The organism is Vibrio sp. NFR (assembly GCF_027587095.1).
Lineage (GTDB): Bacteria > Pseudomonadota > Gammaproteobacteria > Enterobacterales > Vibrionaceae > Vibrio > Vibrio harveyi.
Window position 1 is genome coordinate 1 of the sequence record NZ_JAPPTN010000008.1, and the last position, 23071, is coordinate 23071.

At 44.6% G+C, this 23071-nt stretch carries 22 protein-coding genes; 7 read left to right on the forward strand and 15 right to left on the reverse strand.

The window, feature by feature from the left end:
- Positions 1–126 precede the first annotated feature (126 nt).
- The 3 genes from OH463_RS15700 to aroG form a co-directional block, all read right to left on the reverse strand.
- Positions 127–1689 (reverse strand): methyl-accepting chemotaxis protein, encoded by a 1563-nt coding sequence (locus OH463_RS15700; protein WP_009696364.1) that lies wholly within the window; start codon positions 1687–1689, stop codon positions 127–129.
- A 221-nt stretch (positions 1690–1910) separates the two neighbouring features.
- On the reverse strand, positions 1911–3083 hold the full coding sequence (locus OH463_RS15705; RefSeq protein WP_017190759.1) for an MFS transporter: 1173 nt from the start codon (positions 3081–3083) through the stop codon (positions 1911–1913).
- Positions 3084–3251: 168 nt separating this feature from the next.
- Positions 3252–4304 carry a 3-deoxy-7-phosphoheptulonate synthase AroG gene (aroG, locus tag OH463_RS15710; RefSeq protein WP_009696367.1) on the reverse strand — a complete coding sequence of 351 codons (1053 nt, stop codon included), beginning with the start codon at positions 4302–4304 and terminating at the stop codon, positions 3252–3254.
- 476 nt (positions 4305–4780) lie between these two features.
- Between aroG and OH463_RS15715 the strand changes: the two genes are divergently transcribed.
- Positions 4781–5764 (forward strand): OmpA family protein, encoded by a 984-nt coding sequence (locus OH463_RS15715; protein WP_005452383.1) that lies wholly within the window; start codon positions 4781–4783, stop codon positions 5762–5764.
- 522 nt (positions 5765–6286) lie between these two features.
- Here the strand turns inward: OH463_RS15715 and cyoE are convergent.
- Genes cyoE through OH463_RS15735 form a run of 4 tightly spaced genes read right to left on the reverse strand, consistent with a single transcriptional unit; the run spans position 6287 to position 9526 of the window.
- Complete coding sequence (gene cyoE, locus OH463_RS15720; protein WP_269991560.1) at positions 6287–7195, reverse strand: heme o synthase; 909 nt, start codon at positions 7193–7195, stop codon at positions 6287–6289.
- On the reverse strand, positions 7188–8207 hold the full coding sequence (locus tag OH463_RS15725; protein WP_005452387.1) for a COX15/CtaA family protein: 1020 nt from the start codon (positions 8205–8207) through the stop codon (positions 7188–7190). Before OH463_RS15725 ends, cyoE begins: the two co-directional genes overlap by 8 nt.
- A 12-nt stretch (positions 8208–8219) precedes the next feature.
- Positions 8220–8762 (reverse strand): hypothetical protein, encoded by a 543-nt coding sequence (locus OH463_RS15730; RefSeq protein WP_029788565.1) that lies wholly within the window; start codon positions 8760–8762, stop codon positions 8220–8222.
- Positions 8759–9526, reverse strand: coding sequence for an SURF1 family protein (locus OH463_RS15735; RefSeq protein ID WP_005452391.1), 768 nt, complete (start codon positions 9524–9526; stop codon positions 8759–8761). Before OH463_RS15735 ends, OH463_RS15730 begins: the two co-directional genes overlap by 4 nt.
- Here OH463_RS15735 and OH463_RS15740 point away from each other — a divergent pair.
- Positions 9525–9761, forward strand: a complete 237-nt coding sequence (locus tag OH463_RS15740; RefSeq protein ID WP_005452392.1) for a DUF2909 family protein — start codon at positions 9525–9527, stop codon at positions 9759–9761. The two genes, OH463_RS15735 and OH463_RS15740, sit on opposite strands and share 2 nt — an antisense overlap.
- A gap of 2 nt (positions 9762–9763) precedes the next feature.
- Here the strand turns inward: OH463_RS15740 and OH463_RS15745 are convergent, their stop codons facing one another.
- The 4 genes from OH463_RS15745 to coxB are packed head-to-tail and all read right to left on the reverse strand — an operon-like array spanning position 9764 to position 14087.
- Entirely contained in the window at positions 9764–10648 is an 885-nt protein-coding gene (locus tag OH463_RS15745; RefSeq protein WP_005452393.1) for a cytochrome c oxidase subunit 3, read from the reverse strand.
- Between the two features lie 11 nt (positions 10649–10659).
- Entirely contained in the window at positions 10660–11265 is a 606-nt protein-coding gene (locus OH463_RS15750) for a cytochrome c oxidase assembly protein (protein ID WP_005452394.1), read from the reverse strand.
- A gap of 21 nt (positions 11266–11286) precedes the next feature.
- Positions 11287–12927 carry a cytochrome c oxidase subunit I gene (gene ctaD / locus OH463_RS15755; protein WP_009696372.1) on the reverse strand — a complete coding sequence of 547 codons (1641 nt, stop codon included), beginning with the start codon at positions 12925–12927 and terminating at the stop codon, positions 11287–11289.
- On the reverse strand, positions 12924–14087 hold the full coding sequence (gene coxB / locus OH463_RS15760; RefSeq protein WP_009696373.1) for a cytochrome c oxidase subunit II: 1164 nt from the start codon (positions 14085–14087) through the stop codon (positions 12924–12926). Before coxB ends, ctaD begins: the two co-directional genes overlap by 4 nt.
- 330 nt (positions 14088–14417) lie before the next feature.
- Between coxB and OH463_RS15765 the strand changes: the two genes are divergently transcribed.
- Positions 14418–16112, forward strand: a complete 1695-nt coding sequence (locus tag OH463_RS15765) for a phospho-sugar mutase (protein ID WP_009696374.1) — start codon at positions 14418–14420, stop codon at positions 16110–16112.
- 87 nt (positions 16113–16199) lie between these two features.
- Here the strand turns inward: OH463_RS15765 and OH463_RS15770 are convergent, their stop codons facing one another.
- Both OH463_RS15770 and OH463_RS15775 read right to left on the reverse strand, forming a co-directional pair.
- A complete protein-coding gene (locus OH463_RS15770; RefSeq protein ID WP_269991561.1) occupies positions 16200–16619 on the reverse strand; it encodes a GNAT family N-acetyltransferase in 420 nt (139 codons plus the stop codon).
- Positions 16620–16707: 88 nt separating this feature from the next.
- Entirely contained in the window at positions 16708–17340 is a 633-nt protein-coding gene (locus OH463_RS15775; protein ID WP_269991562.1) for a LysE family translocator, read from the reverse strand.
- 250 nt (positions 17341–17590) lie between these two features.
- On the opposite strand from OH463_RS15775, the gene OH463_RS15780 reads away from it, so the two are divergent.
- The 3 genes from OH463_RS15780 (at position 17591) to OH463_RS15790 (ending at position 19541) form a co-directional block, all read left to right on the forward strand.
- Entirely contained in the window at positions 17591–18418 is an 828-nt protein-coding gene (locus tag OH463_RS15780) for an AraC family transcriptional regulator (RefSeq protein ID WP_049537809.1), read from the forward strand.
- A 71-nt stretch (positions 18419–18489) separates the two neighbouring features.
- Positions 18490–19233: an AzlC family ABC transporter permease gene (locus OH463_RS15785; RefSeq protein WP_269991563.1), complete on the forward strand. Its 744-nt coding sequence runs from the start codon at positions 18490–18492 to the stop codon at positions 19231–19233.
- Entirely contained in the window at positions 19230–19541 is a 312-nt protein-coding gene (locus OH463_RS15790; RefSeq protein ID WP_009696378.1) for an AzlD domain-containing protein, read from the forward strand. Before OH463_RS15785 ends, OH463_RS15790 begins: the two co-directional genes overlap by 4 nt.
- Before the next feature lie 8 nt (positions 19542–19549).
- On the opposite strand, the gene OH463_RS15795 is transcribed toward OH463_RS15790, so the two are convergent.
- Together OH463_RS15795 and OH463_RS15800 are read right to left on the reverse strand one after the other, a co-directional pair.
- Positions 19550–20164, reverse strand: coding sequence for a fumarylacetoacetate hydrolase family protein (locus tag OH463_RS15795; RefSeq protein ID WP_005452403.1), 615 nt, complete (start codon positions 20162–20164; stop codon positions 19550–19552).
- A 204-nt stretch (positions 20165–20368) separates the two neighbouring features.
- Positions 20369–21460: a porin gene (locus OH463_RS15800; RefSeq protein ID WP_045486700.1), complete on the reverse strand. Its 1092-nt coding sequence runs from the start codon at positions 21458–21460 to the stop codon at positions 20369–20371.
- Positions 21461–22024: 564 nt separating this feature from the next.
- On the opposite strand from OH463_RS15800, the gene OH463_RS15805 reads away from it, so the two are divergent.
- Positions 22025–22993, forward strand: a complete 969-nt coding sequence (locus OH463_RS15805; protein ID WP_110415121.1) for a porin — start codon at positions 22025–22027, stop codon at positions 22991–22993.
- Positions 22994–23071 lie beyond the last annotated feature (78 nt).

The following is a 23071-nucleotide window of genomic DNA, read 5'->3' on the forward strand; positions in this document are numbered from 1 at the left end:
GCTAGCTTAATCGCTTAGTATTATCAGTTTTCTCTATTGCGAATTTGAAAACTGAAAAGCCCCGCTTCGGCGGGGCTTTATTTTATCTAATCATTTTTCAACAACGATTCAGCTAACTGGTTGGAATCACTTCTCTTCAAACTGAATAGCTAGTCGATAGAAATCTTGGACTTGCTCTTTCAACTGCTTACTGTTTTGCTCTACAGAATGTGTTGCCGCTAAGTTCTGCTCTGCTGTCGAAGCAATAGAATGAATGTGCTGATTTACGTCGCTAGAAAGCTGCAACTGCTTATTAGCAGAGTCCGCGACATTCACCATCAAACCACTCATGGTTTGCATCATCTGCTCGACTTCAGATAATCGCAATGCACTTTGCTCTGCAACATTTGAACAAGTGTCCGTTTGTTCTTTGTTGGCAATAATGTCTTTCTGCCAACCTTGAATCGTTGTAAGCATGGTTTCAATGGATGCTTTAATTTGCTCAGTCGCATTCGAAGTACGCCCTGAGAGCGCTCTTACTTCATCAGCAACAACAGCAAAACCACGACCTTGTTCACCCGCTCGCGCAGCTTCAATTGCAGCATTAAGTGCTAGCAGATTAGTTTGGTCGGCAATCCCGCCAATCTCTTCCATTAATTGGCTTACCTTTTGCGCTTGATCGCTCAATTGATAGGTCGTTTCCGTCGCTTTCTCAGCTTGTAAGCTAAGTTGCGCTAAGTTGGTATGAGTTTGGTCGATGGTCTCTTTCGCCATCAGACATGACTGCAACGTATCGTCTATCAGTAGATGCGCGTCGTTAGTGCTGGATGAAACTGAATTTGCAGACGCTTCCATCGACTCTGTCGCATCGCGAACTTGCCGAATGTCTATATTCTGCTGAGTTAGCGCTGATGAAACTTCTGCCGTCGTGCTGCTAAGCTCTTCCGCGCAACTTTGTAAAGGCAGAGCTGAGTCCGTCATACGTCCTAACACGGTGCGAATACGGGCAGAGAGCATCTTGATATGGAAATCTGCAATCGAGAATGGTTTATTTCCGGAATACACCAGACGACTTACACTGTCGTACTGCGCTTGTAACCTTTTAAATTGCAGAGGCGTATCAACAAGTTCCTGGCGGAAGAGAACAGCTAAAACACCTGCCGGTAACAATGTCGTTAACCAAGCAAGAGGACCTTCAAGTGACAGAGCCAAGCTCGTTACTGGTGCTACTAACGCACCAAGAAGAATTGCATAGCGTAAGGTGTCATTTAACTTCAACGCCCACGCTCGACCAGATTTCTCTGCTTTTAGAAGCCCTTGGTACGCTTTAGAAGCGATATCCACCCACTCTCGCTTGGGCTTAACACGAACCGATTGATAACCCACAACTTGATGGCCTTCATAAATTGGGGTTACGTAAGCATCGACCCAATAGTAACCACCCGACTTCGTACTGTTTTTTACAATTCCGCGCCACGCTTTACCTTGTTTTAGGCGAGCCCACATATCACCAAAAGCGGCTTTGGGCATATCTCCGTGGCGAACGATATTGTGGTTTTGTCCGAGCAGTTCATCGTGACTGTATTCAGCAATTCTGCAAAACGCATCATTGCAATAAGTGATAACACCTTTGAGATCGGTGGTGGAGACCAGTTCGTCAGAATCTCCTACGAGGTTTTCTTGAGCTTTATTGGAAGTTGAGGCTGACATAGATGAGACTTCTATAGTTTTTATTAAATTGCGACAGGATATATACACGATTGTTATATTTATTACAAAATGCTAGAGAAAAAATCTTACCAATGCGACATTTAAAGCCCAAAAAACTCACTTAGATAACAATAATTAATCAATAATGTTACGGGTTGTGAGCTGATAGACAAAAAAGACCCAGCCTTAATAGCTGGGTCTTATAAAATTTTGAACTCAGTTTATGCAATTTGAGATTCAGAATTATTATTCGTTTTAACAATAAAGATTGCCATCACCAATAAGACAAAAGGTAAGACGTACAAATTCAAATTTTGCCACCCTACTGTCGACTCCAACCAACCAGACAAAAGTGCAGTAATGGTGACGCAACTAAATACGAAGAACTCGTTGAACGCCTGCGCTTTGCTTTTATTTTTCACTTCATAGCTCTGACTAAACAAACTGGTTGCGGCAATGAACATAAAATTCCATCCAACACCAAGTAAGATCAACGCCGTACTGAAGTGCCAAATAGATAACCCATGCATGTTAATTGCTATGCACGCGATGAACAGCACACCACCAGCTAAAATCATTTTCTTTGCACCGAATAGTTCAATTAACCGACCAGTAAAAAAAGCAGGCACAAACATGCCCAATACATGCCATTCAATAACCCCAGCAGCTCTTGTGAAATCAAACCCACAGCCAATCATGGCTAACGGTGTCGCTGTCATTAGTATATTCATCACGGCATAGGCAACCATCGCTGCTAACACCGCAATCATAAAGTTAGGACGATAAATAATGTCCTTGAGAGAGTCTGGTTTTGCATAGCAATTTTGCGTATGCGCCGCTGGAAATCGTATCGTCTGTAGTAAAACTAATGCCGTTATATACAAGACAATGAGTACAGCAAAAGCACTAATATAAAGCCCATCTGTCGACCACTTTTGCGAATAGATAGCGAGGTTTGGTCCCAAAACGGCAGCTAGCACGCCACCTGCCATAGAAATCGAGATCGCTCGATGCCGTGCTGATTCATCACACACTTCTATCGCAGCAAATCGATATAAAGTACCAAAGCCAATCCCTACCCCTAGCAAAAAGGTGGAAGCACAAAACAAAGTAAAGTTTTGCAGAGATAGCGCATAGGTTGCCAACGACGCTCCAGCTATACCTATGATGTTACCTAAGCTAAAACCCAGACGGCGTCCCAGCTTTCCCATAATTAAGGACGCCGGGATCGTCGCAGACATTAATCCGAGAAACTGCAACGCTACTGGCAAAGTGATCATGCTTGAAGAAGGCGCAATTTGTTTACCGATAAGCGCAATGACAGAAATCAGAAGTATGTTTCCCGTCATCAATAAGGCTTGGCAAAGTGATAATAGCCAGACGTTTCTATTCATCTCATTCCTTGAGTGTTTTTTAATCTACCCAGACACCTTAACGGATTTAAGGCTAAAACACATGGGTTATGTGCGACAGGTTAAGCCATGACATAGCTAACTACTCTCTACTTAAACTAAAAAAGCCAGCAAGAAGCTGGCTTTTTGTGAGTGTTATTCGCTCAATTTTTATTTGGCACGACGCGCTTTTACTGCGTCGGATAGCTGACGTAGAACTGTTTCCGTATCTTCCCAGCCGATACATGCATCAGTAATCGATTGACCGTAAGTTGAAACTTTGCCATCAACCAAGTCTTGACGACCTTCAACAAGATGCGACTCAATCATCACACCGAAAATAGCATCTTCACCGCCAGAAATTTGCTCTGACACATCATCAGAAACTAACATTTGGCGTTTAAATTGCTTAGAGCTGTTCGCGTGGCTGAAGTCGATCATCACTTTCTTAGGCAGACCGGCAGCATCCAGCTCATCCTTAATTTGACCTACATGAGATGCGCTATAGTTTGGCTCCTTACCACCACGCAGAATAATGTGGCAATCAGGGTTACCTGCCGTTTCAACGATAGCAGAATGACCGTACTTAGTGACTGACAAGAAATGGTGAGATGCGCTTGCCGAACGGATTGCATCACTTGCGATCTTGATGTTGCCATCTGTACCGTTTTTAAAGCCAACAGGGCAAGACAGACCAGACGCAAGCTCACGGTGAACCTGAGACTCTGTTGTACGAGCACCAATCGCCCCCCAACTGATCAGGTCGGCAACGTATTGCGGCGTGATCATATCTAGAAACTCGCTTGCCGTTGGAAGCCCCATATCAGTTAGATCAAGCAGAAGCTTACGTCCGATGCGAAGACCGTCGTTAAGTTTGTAAGTATCGTTTAGGTACGGGTCATTAATCAGACCTTTCCAACCTACCGTAGTACGTGGTTTTTCAAAGTAAACGCGCATCACAACTTCTAGTTGCTCACCGAGTTCATCACGAAGTACTTTCAGTTTTTTACCGTACTCTACCGCCGCCTCTGGGTCATGAATAGAACATGGACCAACAATCACTAGTAGGCGATCGTCTTTACCTTCAAGAATATTGTGGATGGCGTTACGACATTCAAAAGTAGTTGTGGAAGCAGTTTCGGTCGCCGGAAATTTTTCAAGCACTGCAACAGGTGGCAATAGCTCTTTTACTTTATTAATTCTTACATCATCAGTTTGAAACATTACTTCTACTTCCTAATTACTATCCAAGTCCCACTATTTTGCTCAAACTTTACTCACTGCAACATTGTTCACAAAGCAAGCAATAGTAAGGGCTGTGGGCTCATTTAATCGTGTCAATGCAAGTAACTTATCGACTTCGCCGACCGCTTGCAATCACTTTTTTTAAAAAAATGCAAATTAACCACTAATGTTCAAAACAAAACACAGCGTAAATTTTTATGTACACGGAAAGTTCAAAATTATCATATATTTTCCTGTAACTTTGAAAATCTTGTCTACAATGTAAGAAATATCAGAAGTTTGTGAGGTATTTGGCGACGAAAAGTGTAGCAAGATCTAAGATATTGTTGCTTGATGTTAATTTAAATGAATATTAAACTTATTTCTTATTAAACTAATTTCTTATAACTACCTAGTTTTACTCAAGTTGTAAAAACAAAGTAGAAACTAATATGCAATCAATACAAGGAAACATTATGAACAAAGTAGCAATTGCAGTAGCAGCAGTGGTAGCTGGTGGTTTAATTAACTCTGCTCAAGCTGAAATGTATATCGGGGGCAAAGTGGGCATGACTACGCTAGATGATGCTTGCTATTTAAACAGCCCTTGTGATGATGATGCTTTCGGTGCCGGAATGCACATCGGTTACGACTTTACCGATATCATTGGCCTTGAGTACGGTGTTGATTACTTAGGTGACTACGAAGCTAATTTCAAGTCAGGGGCTAATACAGTAAATACGATCGACGGTGATCTTTGGGCATTAACGCTTGCGCCTAAATTCAACTGGCATCTAAACGATACGTGGAATCTATTCGCGAAAATCGGTGGTGCTTACATGATTTCGGGTGACGAAAAAGATTTCGTTCCTACAGGCTCGCTTGGTGCTGAATACACTATCGATAGAAACTGGAGTGTTCGTGCTGAATACCAACGTTACCAAGATATCTCTGACGATGTCCTAGATGATATGGATGCAAACTTCTTTGGTATCGGTGTTAACTACAAGTTCGCAGCAGCACCTGTTGTCGCAGCAGTAGTAACAGAAGAAGTGGTTGCAGAGCCAGAACCAGTAATGATGACGAAGACGCACAAAGAAGAGTACGGTACAGGTACGTTTGAATTCGACAGTGCGAAGCTAACTGATTCAGTATCTGAGCGTCTAGACAACTTCGTAAACTTCTTGAACGAGTACCCACAAGCTCAAGTTGAAATCACTGGTTACACAGATAGCTCTGGTCCAGCAGCTTACAACCAAAAACTGTCTGAGCGTCGTGCTCAATCTGTTGCGGATTACCTAATCGCAGCAGGCATCGATGCAGACCGCTTCACAGTTACTGGTATGGGTGAAGAAAACCCAGTTGCAGACAACAGCACTCACGAAGGTCGCGAGAAGAACCGTCGTGTTGAAGTTGTCGTACCTGAGTTCCAATACGAAGAATTGGTACAACCAGAATAAGAGTTCCCGCTCTAATCTAGTCTAAGGGGTGCTTCGGCATCCCTTTTTGTTTGCTTCAGCTTTACCCTTCACTCTTTATCAAACTCATTCAGTTTCTCTGTTCGCCCTTCTCCATCCTATCTGGTTCCGACTCTTATACTAAAGGCGACCTGACGGTACGCTCGATTAAATATTTGATTTCAAGTTTGGTGAAAAGTGGCAGTTTTCTCAAAGACTCATAGTTCATCGTTCTTGGTTCCAAAACCAATATACCCAAATGATTCCACGACGCCGAATTCAGAGCATTGCCATCGCTCCCTTGATTACCGAAAGTAAGTAAGGAAAACAAGGTCGTGTCATAGCCGGTTCTTTCCATGTTGTTTGACACAGTAATCGGGTCAATCAAACGCTCCCGAAGGACGAGTTGACTGGGGTATAAACATTATTGGGAACGACAGCAGCAGACCCTAGTATTGCGCCGTACAAACAAAAACTGCACCGGAGTTCGGTGCAGTTGTGAGCTTGCCCTTGTGTGGCTCTAGATCATAAAAACACACCAATATAGTGATCCACCAATAACGCAACAAACAGCGCCAATAAGTGATAGATGGAGAATTTAAACGTTTCCATTGCGCTATTTAATTCCGGTGAAAACTTTAACTTCCACGCTTGATACATAAAGCCAGCATTGAGGAGCAATGAAGAGAATAAATATACAGAGCCGACCATCCCCACCAGCACAGGCAAAATACAGACAAGCGTGAGTAGAATCGTATACAAAAGAATTGATGTCTTGGTGTACTCAATGCCATGAGTGACTGGAAGCATTGGGATATCCACTTTGCGATAGTCTTCGACACGATGAATTGCGAGCGCCCAGAAATGTGGCGGCGTCCAAATAAAAATAATCATTACCAATAGCCAAGCATGTGCGTGTAACTCTCCAGTTACCGCCGTCCAACCGAGTAGTGGCGGCATTGCGCCTGCAATCCCTGCAATCACAATATTCTGCGGGGTTGCTCGCTTAAGATACATGGTATAAACCACCGCATAACCTAACAAGCTTAAGAAGGTCATCCATGCCGTCAGTGGGTTGACCAAGGCATGAAGCAACACAAACCCAATTCCCCCCAGAGCAGTAGCAAAAATCGCAACAGACAAAGGGTTAGTATCACCGGAAGGCAAAGGTCGCTTGTGCGTGCGAGCCATTCGCGCATCAATACGGCGATCAATCAGGTGATTAAACGCTGCAGCAGAGCCTGCCATTAGGCCGATACCAGTAAGACCAATGGCAGCTTGTAACCAAGGAAAGTCAGCAATCGGAGCTAAGCTCATCCCAACAATAGCCGTAATTAACATAAGAGCGACGACTTTTGGCTTTGTTAGTTTTAAATAGGTTGACCCAATCTTTCTCTTACCACTTTCTAGAGGTAGCGCGATCTCTTTACTCATAGCGAACTCCTTTCGCTTGATGACCCCAACGAGCTTTACCCTGCCATAGGTAGAACTGACTAACGCAAATAAGTGTAAGCATAATGGCAGCGCCGAGGTTGTGTGCCACCGCAACATAAATAGGGAGCTGGAACACAACGTTACTCACGCCCAATAAGATCTGACACACCAAGGTGAATCCAATCCAGATACCGAGGCGTTGGGAATGATGTGAATCTTGTTTTAATAGTAAGATGCAGTAAATCAACACCACGCATGCGGTAATAATGGCACCAATACGGTGGCTAACATGAATAGTCATTCTGGCAGGGTAATCTAGGACACCGAACTCATAGTTATCAAAACCTGTCTGCCAAAACGAAAATGCCTCTTTCCAAGACAAATAGCTTGTCCAGTTACCTTCACATATTGGCAAAGTGGTACACATTAATGCGGCATAATTTGATGATGTCCATCCGCCAAGCAACACCTGCAACAACACCACACCAAAAGCCATCAAAGAGAACGTTCTCACGCTCTTGGAAGAAGGAGAAAAGTAGAGGCTGTTTTTAGATTGTAATTGGCAGTAGAACAGCGCTTGAAGTGCAAGCAACGTAAAGCCGCCAAGTAGATGAAGCATAACTATCACTGGCATCAGCTTTAACGTTACCGTCCACATTCCTAATGCCGCTTGGCCCAAAACAAGAACGCAAAGCAAAACCGGAATTGTCGGATCAACTCGCTCTGCTCTCACCGCCATGATTGCCATCATCAGAATGACTAAGCCTAAAGTTCCAGCGAAGTAACGATGAATCATCTCTAACCACGCTTTTCCTTGCTCCACTGCTCGCTCCGGAAACAGAGCATTTGCCTTAGTAACTTCAGCTTCAGTTTGGGGTACAAATAACTGACCATAGCAACCAGGCCAATCTGGACATCCCAACCCCGCATCAGCCAAGCGTGTATATGCTCCCAACATAATGACTACAAGAGTAAGACACAGGCTGAACTTAACCAAACGACTTAACGTCATATTGCACTCTCCCTAGCCTACGCGTGATAACTTCAATAGCTTTCGTAAGTCCGCCAATACATCTTTACTTAACCGCACCAAATCCTCGTTGGCTTCTGGCGTATAGGACATAACTAGCTGCCCGAGAGGGTCGACGATCAACATCTGCCCTGCTTTCACTCTCGATGACAACGAATCATTCATTTGCATCACCACAATGCTCTTGCTCTGGGCAACATTATTGGTCTCTTCCGAAGTCCAGATAACTGGCACCACACGCTCCTGATATTTACCTAATGCAATGTGGCTTTGTTGCATCAAATGTATTTGTTGTTGGCACTGTTCTTTACACTCCGGAGGCAACACATACGCTAATTGCCAACCTTTTTCGTCTAATGGTGATGGCTGACCTAATTGTTCGAGCGTGATATATGGCTCAACCAATTCACCTCGATTGGTTACCCCCGTTTCGTACCAACCTTGACTCAATACAACCTTGGCAATAATCGCGGGGAGCGCAAATAGACAAATCAGAGACACCAATACAATTCGTCCTTTCGTGACTGCATTTGTCATTTCTCACCTCCTTGTGAGCGTGGTTGTCGAATCCAACGAATAAAAATCAGGATTGTGATAAACAAAAATACGCCAGACATAGCAAACCATTGAAAAGAATAACCAAAGTGCTTTGCACTGGTTAACGGTAAGGGATTCCAAGGAAATGGGTACGACCATTGCGTTAGATTGTCAGGTTGAATGACCGTAGGCATTAACTCAATATTAAGCAGTTGGCTAAGTTGATTAATGTTGAGGTTTTGCACTCTTATCGTATCGCCCATTTCAGCCATTAGGTCTGAACTTAGTGGATTAGTAGATTTACGATACAAACGCCCTGTGATGTCATATGGCGTTGTCAGATATTCAACCTTCGGAAGTACGGCTCTGGATCTTTTCCCCTTCACAAATCCAAGTTCAAGCAGCGTCAGAGTCGCCGGATCATGAGACATCGATACGATTTGAAACGCTAGGTAACCCACTTCACCCTGATAGGTCTGGTTATCTAATAAAATAATTGGGAGTGATTCAGGCGTCACATTTGCTTTTACTTTAATCCCTATAACACTTTCTTCTCGCCAATCGTTCTTTTCCAGTACTTCAGATATGTCCTGATAAGAGGTATTTTCCCTTGCTAAAATCGCTTGTTCCAAACGCTGCTTTTCATTACCACGTTCCAATTGCCAAAAGCCCAGTTTGACCAATAGAGAAAACACAGCCACAGTTAAAAATACAGCAACCCAAACCCATTTCGATAATATTGACGACGAAACCGGAGGTGCCATGTCCACCGTATTTCTGTTTAAGTTAACGCTTGTCCTTTTGCTGCTTTTCATCATCTTTAACCTCGCAAAAGCGCTTATCGAAATGGTTCGCGAAGACCCAGAGGATTCATCGAAGAAAGGCAAACCAATGAGCCACTATCTCGGTCGTCGTGTCATGTTTTCTGCGTTAGTCGTGATTCTCCTTCTCGTAGCGTTAGGGGCAGGATGGATAGCCCCAAATCCTCGCCCTTACTAGCTTTACAGCACATAAACGAAAACAAATAAGCATAGCCAAACCACGTCAACGAAGTGCCAATACCAACTGCCAGCTTGGAATGCGAAATGGTCTTTCGGAGAAAAGTGGTCCTTGGCGATGCGGAATAACAGCACAATGAGGAAAATGGTACCGAGACAAACGTGCAAACCGTGAAAGCCCGTGAGCATAAAGAAGGTATTACCGTAAATACCGGACTGCAACGTCAGCCCAATATCTTGATAAGCGTGTGCATATTCAACGGCTTGGTAATAGAGGAAGAAGCCCGCCAAGACGATGGTGATTTCCAACCAGACAATCAGTGCTGTTCGTTTATCTTGCTCTAAACTGATGTGTGCCATATGTAACGTAATCGATGACAATAGCAGCAAGATGGTGTTGGTTAATGGGATACCCTGCCAAGGCATTGCTTGGGTCGTATCACCACCCGGCGTGGTGGTGAGTGGCCAGATTGCTTCGAAACTCGGCCACAATACCTCATGTGTCATTAAGTTATTATCTGCACCACCTAACCAAGGCACGGAAATCATTCTTGCGTAGAAAAGAGCACCAAAAAAAGCACCAAAGAACATCACTTCCGAAAAGATGAACCAGCTCATCCCTTGTCGAAATGAACGCGTGATTTGCGCACTGTACTTTCCGGTAAGAGACTCTGTGATGACGTTGCTGAACCACCCTGCCAGCATATAGAGCAAAAACAACATACCAATGGCGAGAATGATGCCGCCTAACGTACCAACCGCGCCATCACTTTGAGTACCTTGAACGGTCATTCCGGCACCGACAGCAACGAGGAACAGCGCAAAAGCTCCTACGATTGGCCAACTGCTTTGTGCGGGAACATAATAGGTCTCAGGCTTGTTACTCATAAGTTCTCTCCTTACAGACGCGCTTTGGTTTGCGGCGTTAAGGTCTGTTTCTCGCTCCCTGAGAGGCTAGCTGTTGAAGACTCGCCCGATTGAGGAGGAAATTTGTAGAGTGTGTAAGACAAGGTCAACGTATGAATTGAATCCGGCACATCCGGCTCAATGTAGAAAATCAAAGGCATACTCGCTTGCTGCTTACCTTCCAATGGCTGTTGATTAAAGCAAAAACACTCGATTTTATTGAAGTAAGCTGCACCAGTACCCGGCGATACGGATGGCACAGCTTGCCCTACCAAATCTTCACCGCTCTGATTAAAAGCAAGATATTCGGTTTGAATCACTTCACCAGGGTGAACATCCATAAAAACGACTTTTGGTTTGAACTCCCAAGGCATGTCCGGGCTAACGTGCGCCATAAATTCCACACGAATCGTTCTGGTAATATCCGCCTGCATACCCGTCGGTTGAATTGCGGCCACATCACTGGTTTTACCGTTAATGCCCAATGCATCACACATGATGTCGTAGAGTGGCACAAGAGCAAAACCGAAGCCGAACATCAGCACTGTCGCTAGCAGCAACTTGATAGTGAGTCTCTTATTGGATGAATTACTTGGCATCTCACTCACCTCACTCTTCGGTTAATCGACTTTTGGCGGAGTTGTGAATGTATGATGTGGGGCTGGGCTAGGTACCGTCCACTCTAAACCCTCTGCACGTTCCCAAGGTTTTGCCGTTGCTTTTTCACCACCACGAATACATTTGATGACTAGCCACAGAAAGATCAATTGAGACAGACCGAAGGCAAAGCCACCTATCGATACGATTTGGTTAACGTCGGCAAACTGGATAGCGTAATCAGGAATGCGTCTTGGCATCCCTGCTAAGCCCAAGAAATGCATTGGGAAGAACAACACATTGACCGAAATGATTGAACACCAGAAGTGCCATAGACTCAGCTTGTGGTCATACATATTGCCTGTCCACTTCGGTAGCCAGTAATACGCCGCGGCCATAATCGAGAACACCGCACCGGATACCAAGACATAATGGAAATGCGCAACAACAAAGTAAGTGTCATGGTATTGGAAATCCGCAGGTACAATCGCCAACATCAAGCCTGAGAAGCCACCTATTGTAAATAAGACAATAAAAGCAATGGCAAACAACATCGGCGTCTCAAACGTCATTGCGCCCCGCCACATAGTCGCCACCCAGTTAAACACTTTCACGCCAGTTGGCACTGCAATCAACATGGTGCAGTACATAAAGAAGAGTTCGGCGAATACTGGCATCCCCGTCGTAAACATATGGTGTGCCCACACTAGGAATGACAGCAATGCAATACTGCAGGTTGCGTAAACCATCGAATGATAGCCGAACAGTTTCTTGCCACTGAAAGCCGGAATGATTGCCGAGATAATCCCGAACGAAGGCAGGATCATGATGTATACCTCAGGGTGACCAAAGAACCAGAAGATGTGTTGGAACATCACAGGGTCACCGCCACCAGCGGCATCAAAGAAACTTGTACCAAAGTATTTGTCGGTCAGAACCATGGTGACCGCACCGGCTAATACGGGCATAACCGCGATCAACAAGAACGCCGTGATTAACCAAGTCCAAACAAACATTGGCAGCTTGAACCAAGTCATGCCTGGTGCACGCATGTTTACGATAGTCACGATAACGTTGATGGCACCCATAATGGAACTGATACCCATGATATGGACTGAGAAAACAAACAACGCCGTACTATCAGGACCATAAGTTGTGGAAAGCGGCGCATAAAAAGTCCAACCGAAATCAGGGCCACCACCCGGTAAGAACAAAGAGCCGATCAAAATAAGGAACGCAAAAGGTAAGATCCAAAAACTCAAGTTGTTCATCCGTGGTAAAGCCATATCTGGAGCGCCAATCATCATTGGAATCATCCAGTTGGCTAAACCAGTAAACGCTGGCATGACGGCACCAAACACCATCACTAGTCCATGTACGGTCGTCATTTGGTTAAAGAACTGAGGGTCAACCAATTGCAGACCCGGTTGGAATAGCTCAGCACGGATGATCATCGCCATCGCACCGCCAGTGAGGAACATAGCAAAGCTAAACCATAAATAAAGCGTACCGATGTCTTTATGGCTGGTGGAATAAAGCCAACGCGCTAGCCCTTTTGGTGCGTGATGATGATCGTGGTCGTCTTCAATCGCAATGGTCGTGTTTGCAGTAGTTTGCGCTTCAGCAGGAGCAGACTTCACCACTTTTTCAATTGGCTTACTCATATTTCCTCCTTGGCACTGTCTTGTGCCTTAAAGGCGTTAACATCGGATGCTTGAACGGTATCGCCAGTATCATTTCCCCAAGCATTACGTTGATAGGTAATTACAGCGGCAATTTCTTGATCGCTTAGTTGGTTAGCAAAAGCTTGCATGGCGGTACCAGCTCGACCGTTCACCAATACGTCGATGTGAGCAACAACCGGACCTTTGGCTATCTCGCTGCCTTTGATTGCCGGGAACGCGCCCGGAATGCCTTCGCCGTTCGCTTGATGGCACACAGCACAGCGCGCGGTGTAAACCGACTCGCCTTGTCCCATCAAATCTTCCATTGAAAGGTCTTGCGTCAATGCTTCTTGAGCAGCCGCCTTTTGTAAGGCAATTTCTTGTTTCTTGTCTGCTATCCATTGGTCAAAATCGTCTTCCGCCATCGCGTGAACGACAACTGGCATGAAACCATGCGCTCGACCACAAAGCTCTGCACACTGACCGCGATACACACCCGGTTCGTCAATCTTGGTCCAAGCCTCATTAATAAAACCAGGGATCGTATCTTTCTTAACAGCGAAATCAGGTACCCACCAAGAGTGAATTACGTCATCGGAAGTCATTAAAAAACGAACTTTACGGTTGATAGGCAAAACCAGCGGGTTATCCACTTCGAGCAAGTAGTGCGCCCCTTTCGCTTCGATGCCATCGATTTCTTTCTGGCTGGTAGCAAGTAGGCTGAAAAATTCGACATCCTCGCCGAAATAACTGTAGTGCCACTTCCATTGAGAGCCGGTGATCTTCACAGTAAGGTCAGATTGGCTGGTGTCTTCCATCGCCACCAGCGTTTTGGTCGCAGGAATCGCCATAGCGATAAGAATAATGACCGGAATAACGGTCCAGATGATCTCCACTTTAGTGCTTTCGTGGAAATTAGCGGCAACTGCCCCTTTTGACTTGCGATGTTTGAAGATGGAATAGAACATCACACCGAATACAACAAAAGCGATAGCGCAACAAATGTAGAAGATCAGCATATGTAATTCATACACTTGCTCACTGATCCCCGTAACACCTCGCGTCATGTTGTAATCACTCTGCTCTGACCAACTGGACGAAGAAAACGTGATAAAAATCACATTCGTTAATAAGGCTAGAGTAGTTGCTAATCTTTTCAAAAGATCTCTCCTCTGCTCAGCCGCTGCGCTTGCGCGAGCTTCCTTGCTTCCCGATGCAAATATCGAACAAATTTACGAAAAATCACAAAAACTACGATTTCAGCACTCTTTGTTATATTTATGTTAAAAGGCTAGTTATAGTTCAATAGTTCTTCAAGAAATTAACTGTGAATAAATTCCGTACAGACTGAAAAATAAATTCGGTTTATCGATTGCCCTCTTTGAAATGTAATTGAGAACCATTTACATTAATTAAAAGAAAACATTGGGACGCTTTTAAGCAAAGAAGTGTCTAAACAAGTAGGCTCCCCCTACTAAGGAAAGACGAATATGACAGTACAAATTACTCAATGGCTAGCACGAGACCCAGATCCAAAAACTCGTGAAGAGCTTCAACACCTAGTCGATACAAATAACGAACAAGAACTGACAGATCGATTTGGTTCACGCTTAGCATTTGGTACCGCAGGTCTGCGCGGTAAAGTCGGTGCGGGTCCAAATCGCATGAACCGTTTAGTGATTCAAGAGACAGCAACAGGTCTCGGTCACTATCTGATTGAACAAGTGAAAGACGCATCGTCTCGCGGTGTTGTTATTGGCTACGATGGTCGCCCAGATTCTAAACAGTTCGCACACGATACAGCTTCTGTACTTACTGCTTTGGGCATCAAGGTTTACCTAACCTATAAAGTAGCAGCAACGCCAATTGTTGCTTTTGGTGTTCGTGAATTAAATGCAGCCGCTGCTGTGGTTGTTACCGCAAGCCACAACCCACCAGAATACAATGGCTTTAAAGTGTACTGGGAAAATGGCGCACAGATTATTCCACCTCACGATTCTGGTATTGCTGCAAAAATCGATGAAGCAACAACAAAACCGCTTCCTCTGATGTCACTGGACGATGCAAAACAAAAAGGTTTGTTAGTTTGGCTTGAAGACGAGTACTACCAAACCTATCGCAAAACAATGAACGACAATGCCCTGCTAACACCGGACAGCAACACAGATATCTCGATTGTTTACACGGCAATGCACGGTGTCGGTGCGGACATGGCAGAAACGTTGCTCGCAGACGCTGGCTTTAAAAAAGTCGCAAGCGTTCCAGAACAGCGTGAACCGGACGGTACGTTCCCTACCGTAAACTTCCCGAATCCTGAAGAAGCAGGCGCAATGGACATGGTGATGGCACTGGGTAAATCTGTCGATGCGGACATTGCTTGCGCGAACGATCCTGATGCAGACCGTTTTGCTGTGGCTGTAAAACGCCCAGATGGCGAATATCAGATGCTAACAGGTGACCAAGTGGGTTCATTGTTTGGTGACTACTTACTGCAAGGTCAACCAAATGCGCTTGTTGGGAATACCATTGTGTCTTCTCGTCTATTGAGCAGTATTGCGAAAGCACACGGCGCAGAATACTACCAAACGTTAACTGGCTTTAAATGGCTAACTAACGTAGCAATGACACAAGAAACTGAAGCGAACCCATTCCTATTCGCTTACGAAGAAGCACTAGGCTACACAGTAGGTAATAAGGTATGGGATAAAGATGGTTTGTCAGCACTGGTCGCTTTCTCTCAATTGACAGGTAAATTGAAAGCACAAGGCAAAACGCTGTGGGATAAGTTAGAAGAACTATACCGCCAACACGGTTTCTACTTCAACGCGCAGCGCAGCATTGCACTTGACCCTAAATCACCACCAATCGGTGACAAACTTCGCGCAAACCCACCGAAAGAGATTGCGGGTAAGCGCATCGAAGTCATTGAAGATCTGAAGTCATCACTTCGCTTCGTGACCGATGGTCCAACAGAAGCGATTAACTTGCCAGCAAGTGACGTACTGGTTTACCACTTAGAAGACAAATCACGTGTGATTGTTCGCCCTTCTGGTACTGAGCCGAAGTTGAAGTGTTACTACGAAGTGATCAGCGAGTTCCCGGCAGAGATGGATTACGCGCAAGCTAACCAAGCAGCGGAAGCGAAAATGAACGCACTTATCGAAGCGCATCAACAAAGCTTGTAATTCGAGTTTGAAACATCGATTCTTTGACAGCTACAAATAGCAAAAGAGGCGCATCGAGCGCCTCTTTTTTATGCAATTCAAACCAACTCAAGCAATCTGTTTTTGCAGGAAATGTTTATCAATGCCTGCTGCTGGGTAGCCTGAATATTGCCCGACTTTTTCAAAACCCAATTTCAAGTAAAAATCGAGCGCTTGAAAGCTATAGGTATCGAGATACAAATGCGTGACTCCACGCAGTTTCACTTGCTCTTCCAGTAGAGCGATCAGCTTTCTTCCTAATCCCGAAGTGCGTGCCTCTGCATCAACCCACAGGTATTCAACAAACACGGTGTTATTGAACATCTCTCCCGTGAGTCCACCAATCACTTTACCCTCGTCATTACGGGCAAAACAGCCAATGGCGTCTACATCCCCATCCGGTAGATGCATGTTGTTATAAGCTCGGATGCCATCACGGATAAAATCGAGATCGTTTTGTTCTGGATTGAGTTTAAATTCAAGTTTCATACTGCCACTCCTTGGAAATCAGAGTGATACTAAAACAAAAAGCCAGCGAGTGCTGGCTTTTGTTCAAAAATCTGATTGTTCCTACACACTACATCACGAAGCTACTGAGCATCCATACCGCAAGGATAACGAACACCAAGCCCATTAGCTTACCTTGGTACATGCGGAATTTATCGTTTTCCAGCAACCCTTTGCCTAATGTCCCCGCCAATGCAACTAACAAAATATTGAATAGCAAGCCTAATACGTTTAGCAGCAAACCAAGCGCGAGCATTTGCTCACCCGACGATGCGGTAATGTTGCTAGAGACAAACTGAGGTAAAAACATCACGAAGAACACTAAGGCTTTTGGGTTCAGCAGGTTACTCATCAAAGCGCGTTGATAGTAAGTCGATGCCATCTTGTTTTTCTGGTCAAGCTCTGGTGCAGCAGAAACGTCCGCTCGTAAACAGTCCCACCCCATTTTGAGCAAGTACGCGCCCCCCAGTAGATGAAGCACTTTTAACGCGATTGGGCTCATGGAAATCAAGGTCGACACACCCATAGCTGCCAATAACGTTAAGATCACGCCGGATGTCGCGTTGCCTAAGCTTGCAAACAGACCAACTTTTTTGCCATAACTCATGCTAGAGCTGGCAATCAACAACATGTCAGGTCCAGGCAACAAAAGAAGTGCAATAACAGCGGTGAGATAAACAGGGAGTACAGATAAATCGATCATGGTGGAACTGGCTTTCTAAAACAGGCGGCGGATCTTATACCAATGAATAGATAACAACCAGACCAAATATCTTTCTACGAAGCAATATTCAGAAAATACAAAAGGTTTAATGCTCAATTTAAAAACAATTAACCTTTTTGATGTTTATTTTTAATACCAATAGCAATTTTGTACAAAAATAAGCAGGATGGATCCGGTAGACTCCAAATGATGTGGTGCTACTGTTTACGCTTGAGCTATTTGGACCGAGATGAAAGAAAAGAATAAGGAAATCGCGACTTTTAAGATTGCTCAAGAGTTGGGCGGGTTAGAGCTGCTCGATGCAAAATACGAAAAACAAAACTTCTCTCGCCATAGCCATGAAGGCTACACCATTGGGGTGATTGAAAAAGGCGCACAGCAATTCTTTCGTACCGGTGGCAACCACATTGCACCGCAAGACAGTATCATTCTTGTAAACGCTGATGAGGTGCATAATGGTCACTCAGCGTCAGAAGGTGGCTGGGAATACAAAGCCATGTATCCCGTACCTGAGCAGTTTCAAACGCTTGGGAAAGAACTTGGCGCGCCCAATGTCGCGCAGCCCTACTTCCCGCAGCCCGTCGTTTACGATCCAGAGCTCGCAAACCAACTGCGATTAGTGTTCGATACTCTCGAGAAATCCGATAATCGCTTGCTAAGAGAGACACTTGTCTACGGCACACTGATCAAACTTGCAAGCAAGCACAGTACACATCGAGCTCCCCTTAAAGATACGACAAAAGCGCAAAGGCAAGTGCACCTGGTCAAAGAATTTCTTGAAGACTTTCCTCAAACCGATGTCTCTTTAGAAGAACTTGCGAAGTTAGCAGGGTTGAGCCCCTTCCACCTGTTGCGTGAGTTTCAAAAGCAGTTTGGCTTTCCGCCGCACGCGTTTCAGATTCAACAAAGGCTAAGAATGGCGAAAAAGCTGCTCAAGCTAGGACAAAAGATTTCCGATGTTGCTCAAGAATGTGGTTTTCACGACCAAAGCCACTTGCATCGTCATTTTAAAAAAGCCATGGGGGTAACGCCTGGGCAGTACATCAAGCACTGTTAGCAATTTTGTACAAGGCAGCATGCTTAGGTCAGCCTACCTTAACAGCATGTTTTTCTATTCAAGTTGAAGTTATGGATACTACTTTGCCAACTCATCAAGACTCAAAATTCTCACTCTTTTTACAAGGTACCATCGCAATGATGCCATTAAGCATCGCCGTACTGCCTTGGGGATTACTTGCGGGCTCATTTGCCATCGATACTGGCTTACACCCGCTAGAAGGTCAGGCGCTTTCCGCCATTCTGTTTGCTGGCTCCGCACAACTTGTTGCCATGGGCATGATTAAAGCTGGTGCAGGCTTAACCACCATGTTGCTGACGACCTTTTTCATTACCTCTCGCCATTTTCTTTATAGTGTTTCGATGCGCAGTAAAATTTCGCCATTGCCCTTAAAGTGGCGTCTTTCACTTGGCTTCTTACTCACTGATGAACTGTTTGCCATCGTCGGGCACCAATCCGATAAGCAATTTGATCGATGGTACGCCCTTGGCGCTGGATTAAGCTTCTACTTATTTTGGAACTTCGCAACACTTGCTGGCATTGTCGCTGGCAGTTTGATACCTGAATTGAATGAGCTCGGATTGGAATTTGCCGTTGCTGCCACCTTTATCGCGATTGTGGTGCCAACGATAAAAAGCATTCCCGTGCTATGCAGTGTATTGGTAGCATTAGTTAGCTCAGTGACGCTGAATTATTACCAAGTGGAAGGAAGCTTGATGTTCGCGAGTATTCTCGCCATGTTGGCGGGCTATTTGGTTGAACAGTTTACGACGAAAGCCCCAAACATTGAGAATACACCGGAGGAACGCCAATGATCTTTTTGTCTATCTTAGCCATGACAGCCTTGGTATTCACTAGCCGTTATCTATTTCTCGAACCAAAATTGCCGCTTAAATTGGGGGTAAGAACTCAAAAGATATTAAGCTACGCAAGCCCTGCAGTGCTCACCGCGATCTGGGCTCCTATCGTGTTTATGCCAGAAGGTGAACTGAGCGTCACATGGCAAAACCCATTTCTATTGGCTGCCCTATTAGCTGCTGCGATTGCATACCTCACAAAGAATGTATTGCTCACCACCATCGTAAGTATGGTCGCGTTTTTACTGCTTCGAATTTGGCTATAAGCTCGCGACTAAACAGCCAACCATTCAATCTCTAATAAGGTGATGTCTCCACACTTCAAACGTCCAAGGAAGACATCGCCTTGATGCACTTCACCCACGCCCTTTGGTGTCCCTGTCATCACGACATCGCCATCTTCTAGCGTTGTGTAGCTCTTCAACTCATCGAGAATGTTCATCGGTGGGTAAAGCATTTGCTTAACATGCCCTTTTTGAACATGAACACAGTTAATCAAAAGCTCTAAGTTGAGATCGTCAATATCGACACCTTGAAGAGAACGGAAACGGCTGAATACCGCTGAGCCATCAAACGCTTTGGCACGTTCCCAAGGTAATCCTTTTTCTTTGAGGTTAGATTGTAAACCGCGTTTGGTCAGATCTAAGCCGAGCCCAACCGCGCAGTATTGACCGTTTTTGATCACAAAGCAGATTTCGGCTTCGTAATGCAAAGGCTCTTGATGGAATGAGGTGAGTTTGGTTGAAACGGAAGTCGCCGGTTTATTGAACACTACCATTTGCTCTGGTACGGCATTATCTAGCTCTTGAATATGCTCAACGTAATTACGCCCGACACACAGAACTTTGCCGACTTTGATTTTCTTCTCTTCAACCTGAACGACGCTCATTGCTCTTCCCTGCAAAACAAAAAACGCATAATAATCCAACACGTTACGTTGTTGACACTAGTTCTCGTTTCGAGGTGTTAAAAACAAGACATTCAGCCCGTTTTGAGTGAATCATCACTAAATTGAACTTCGATGAGGTAAGAACCACAGACAAAAAAAAGCCAGCACGAAGCTGGCTTCCATAGTAACTAGGACAGGTTACTATTATAGGTAGTAACGACCACCGATAGCCCACTTGTCGTCGGTTTTACGATCGTTCGCATCGTTTAGGTCGAACTGGTAACCAGCGTAGCCAACAAACTTAGGAGTGAAGTTGTATTCAGCTTGTACCGCCATCTCTTCACGAGCTGTTTCAGTTGAGCTAGCTTTAGTTGCTTTACCTTCAACCATTTCGTAGTTGATGCTTAGGTTTAGGCTGCTTGGAAGTGCGTAAGCTAGTAGCGCTTCGTACGCATCGCTCTCAACTAGACGTTGTGAACCGTTAAAGTTCATGTATTCATTTGAACCGTATACTGCAGCAACGTATAGACCTTGACCGTAAGAACCGTAAGATGCAGATACTAGGTGTGATTCAGCCGTTTCTTTCTTTGGTGCAGCGGCAGATGCAGTGATGTCACCAGTGTTGTAGGTGTAGCCTACTTTTGCCCCTAGCACTGAGTAAGTAAGAGCAAGTTGTACGCGGTCACCGTAGTTGTTACCAGCGTACTGAGTTTCGTAAATTGGGTTGCCACTACCGTCATCAACAATTACTTCATCTACGCTTGATTGATCGTTGCTACCTTGCCAACCTAGACCAAAACCAATAGAGCCCGCTTCACCTAGTTCGATAGCGTTACGGTAAGAAAGCATCTTGTCCGCACGACCTGTACCTAGGTTACCGTGATCGTCGTAGATAAAGTCGTTCGCAAACGCGATTGGCATATCAGCAACGCCAGCTACATCGTAGTATGGTGCCCACTGAGTACCACCAACTGCGCGACCATAAACATCGTGAGTAATACCGATGTAACCAAGACGAGTAGAAAACGTATTTTCACCACCATCTAGGTAGTTTAGTTGCCATTCACCGCGAGCGTCAGCAGTAAAACCGTTGCCTAAATCCTGAGTTGCTGTGAAGTTGATACGTGGAGAGTTAGAGCCAACATCAGTATCACCTTGCTCTGAACCGTTCACGTTAATAGATACGTGACCGCCAACAGAGAACGTTGTGCCATCGTTGTTGTAAAGCTCCACTGCTACTGCTTGTGTACCGAATGTTGCTGCTGCGATCGCTGCTGCTAGGAATTTTTTGTTCATTATAAAATCCATGTATTTATTCATTAGTTTATAAGTCAGTTTTATACAAAAGTAGATTGGGGCATCTTCTCCACCAATGTGCGTCACTTTTGATTAACAACTGCCAATCAATGTATTTCAGAAGTTCCCCAGAGCAGAGTGAAAAGATGTAATAAAAAAGAAAAATCGCAAACGTTTACCTTTTTTCTTTATACAAATTCTGAAAAATACACCCAAATTGGAAACAAATGCTTACATGTAACAACAAAAAATCCAGCTAAATCATTGTTAAAACAAACAATGAAAATTCAAACATGAAATCTTGAATTACAATTCGAGAAGAAAAAAATGATTAGGATCTTTTTTAAAAATATGTCGTTCGGTAGTCATTAGAAAAACATAAAAAAACATAAAACCCCCTTTTTCTCTTATTTTCATAAATAAGAAAGCATTCATACATTTGAAATAAATATGCAAACAAATCATAACTTAATAGAAATCTATCTTTAATTTTCTCGGTTTACCTTAGCGTCATCAATACACCGAGCAAGAAAGCTCATCGATTACAACTAGGGTAATAAGAAAATGAAAAAGGCAGCACTAACTACTGCAGTGTTAACAGCATTGGTATCAGCACCATCTCTTGCGGCGACAGTGTACAAAGATGGCGGCACAGAATTGAAGGTTGGCGGTCGCGTCGAGTTTCGTGGTGACTTTATTGGTTCAGGCGGTGCTGAAGTAGACGGTTCTATGGAAGATAAGTCACGTGCGCGTCTAAACCTAAAAGGTAAGGCTGACATCGGTAACGGTCTGTCTGCATTTGGTGTTTACGAAGCGGAACAAAAAACCGGTAAGAGCGAATTTAAAAATCGCTACATGTACGCTGGAGTAAGTGCAGATGCAGGTAGCTTCTCTGTAGGTCGTCAAGACATGGCTGCAGTTATCATCTCAGACATGACGGATATCACCGAGTTTTCTGGCGTTCAGCAAGTCATTGACTCATCTTCGGATAAGCAAGATAGCGTTTTCGCTTACCGTGGTGAATTCGATGCTCTACAAGTTCAAGCCACTTACCAAGCTAACTCCGAGGATAGCCAAGATAAATACGGCATTTCTGGTCTTTACTCTCTACCAATCGGTCTTGACCTAGGTCTTGCATACTCAGGCGGTGATGTAGACAAAGACAATTCAGAAGACCAAATCCTTGGTGGTATCGCTTACTCACTGGATAACCTCTACCTTGCAGGTACGTACTCACAAGGTGCACTGACAGATTCTGAAGACTTTACCGCTTATGAGCTAGTTGCAAGCTACAAGATCGCAAGTAAGTTTACCGTCGCTGGTCTTTACACTTTCCAAGAAAACGATCCAAATGGCGCTGCAAAGTACGATGCAGTTGAAGGTTTTGAGCTTGTGGGATACTACAAACTGAATAGCAACTTCCGCACTTACCTTTCTTACTACATGAACCAACTTGATGAAGCGAAAGACGCGGAAGGTAAAGTAACCGAAGGCGAAGATACACTTCGTCTTGGCGTACGCTACGACTTTTAATTGCGGCTTCTGCCCAAGCCAGCATCGCAGCAAGTTTTTGACCGGCACTTCGTGTCGGTCATTTTCTATTTATTGAGA

Coding starts and splice junctions, on each gene's coding strand:
- OH463_RS15700 (WP_009696364.1), bottom strand. CDS start 1,689: ATGTCAGCCTCAACTTCCAATAAAGCTCAAGAAAACCTCGTAGGAGAT.
- OH463_RS15705 (WP_017190759.1), bottom strand. CDS start 3,083: ATGAATAGAAACGTCTGGCTATTATCACTTTGCCAAGCCTTATTGATG.
- aroG (WP_009696367.1), bottom strand. CDS start 4,304: ATGTTTCAAACTGATGATGTAAGAATTAATAAAGTAAAAGAGCTATTG.
- OH463_RS15715 (WP_005452383.1), top strand. CDS start 4,781: ATGAACAAAGTAGCAATTGCAGTAGCAGCAGTGGTAGCTGGTGGTTTA.
- cyoE (WP_269991560.1), bottom strand. CDS start 7,195: ATGAGTAAAGAGATCGCGCTACCTCTAGAAAGTGGTAAGAGAAAGATT.
- OH463_RS15725 (WP_005452387.1), bottom strand. CDS start 8,207: ATGACGTTAAGTCGTTTGGTTAAGTTCAGCCTGTGTCTTACTCTTGTA.
- OH463_RS15730 (WP_029788565.1), bottom strand. CDS start 8,762: ATGACAAATGCAGTCACGAAAGGACGAATTGTATTGGTGTCTCTGATT.
- OH463_RS15740 (WP_005452392.1), top strand. CDS start 9,525: ATGTCCACCGTATTTCTGTTTAAGTTAACGCTTGTCCTTTTGCTGCTT.
- OH463_RS15735 (WP_005452391.1), bottom strand. CDS start 9,526: ATGGCACCTCCGGTTTCGTCGTCAATATTATCGAAATGGGTTTGGGTT.
- OH463_RS15745 (WP_005452393.1), bottom strand. CDS start 10,648: ATGAGTAACAAGCCTGAGACCTATTATGTTCCCGCACAAAGCAGTTGG.
- OH463_RS15750 (WP_005452394.1), bottom strand. CDS start 11,265: ATGCCAAGTAATTCATCCAATAAGAGACTCACTATCAAGTTGCTGCTA.
- ctaD (WP_009696372.1), bottom strand. CDS start 12,927: ATGAGTAAGCCAATTGAAAAAGTGGTGAAGTCTGCTCCTGCTGAAGCG.
- OH463_RS15765 (WP_009696374.1), top strand. CDS start 14,418: ATGACAGTACAAATTACTCAATGGCTAGCACGAGACCCAGATCCAAAA.
- OH463_RS15770 (WP_269991561.1), bottom strand. CDS start 16,619: ATGAAACTTGAATTTAAACTCAATCCAGAACAAAACGATCTCGATTTT.
- OH463_RS15775 (WP_269991562.1), bottom strand. CDS start 17,340: ATGATCGATTTATCTGTACTCCCTGTTTATCTCACCGCTGTTATTGCA.
- OH463_RS15780 (WP_049537809.1), top strand. CDS start 17,591: ATGAAAGAAAAGAATAAGGAAATCGCGACTTTTAAGATTGCTCAAGAG.
- OH463_RS15785 (WP_269991563.1), top strand. CDS start 18,490: ATGGATACTACTTTGCCAACTCATCAAGACTCAAAATTCTCACTCTTT.
- OH463_RS15790 (WP_009696378.1), top strand. CDS start 19,230: ATGATCTTTTTGTCTATCTTAGCCATGACAGCCTTGGTATTCACTAGC.
- OH463_RS15795 (WP_005452403.1), bottom strand. CDS start 20,164: ATGAGCGTCGTTCAGGTTGAAGAGAAGAAAATCAAAGTCGGCAAAGTT.
- OH463_RS15800 (WP_045486700.1), bottom strand. CDS start 21,460: ATGAACAAAAAATTCCTAGCAGCAGCGATCGCAGCAGCAACATTCGGT.
- OH463_RS15805 (WP_110415121.1), top strand. CDS start 22,025: ATGAAAAAGGCAGCACTAACTACTGCAGTGTTAACAGCATTGGTATCA.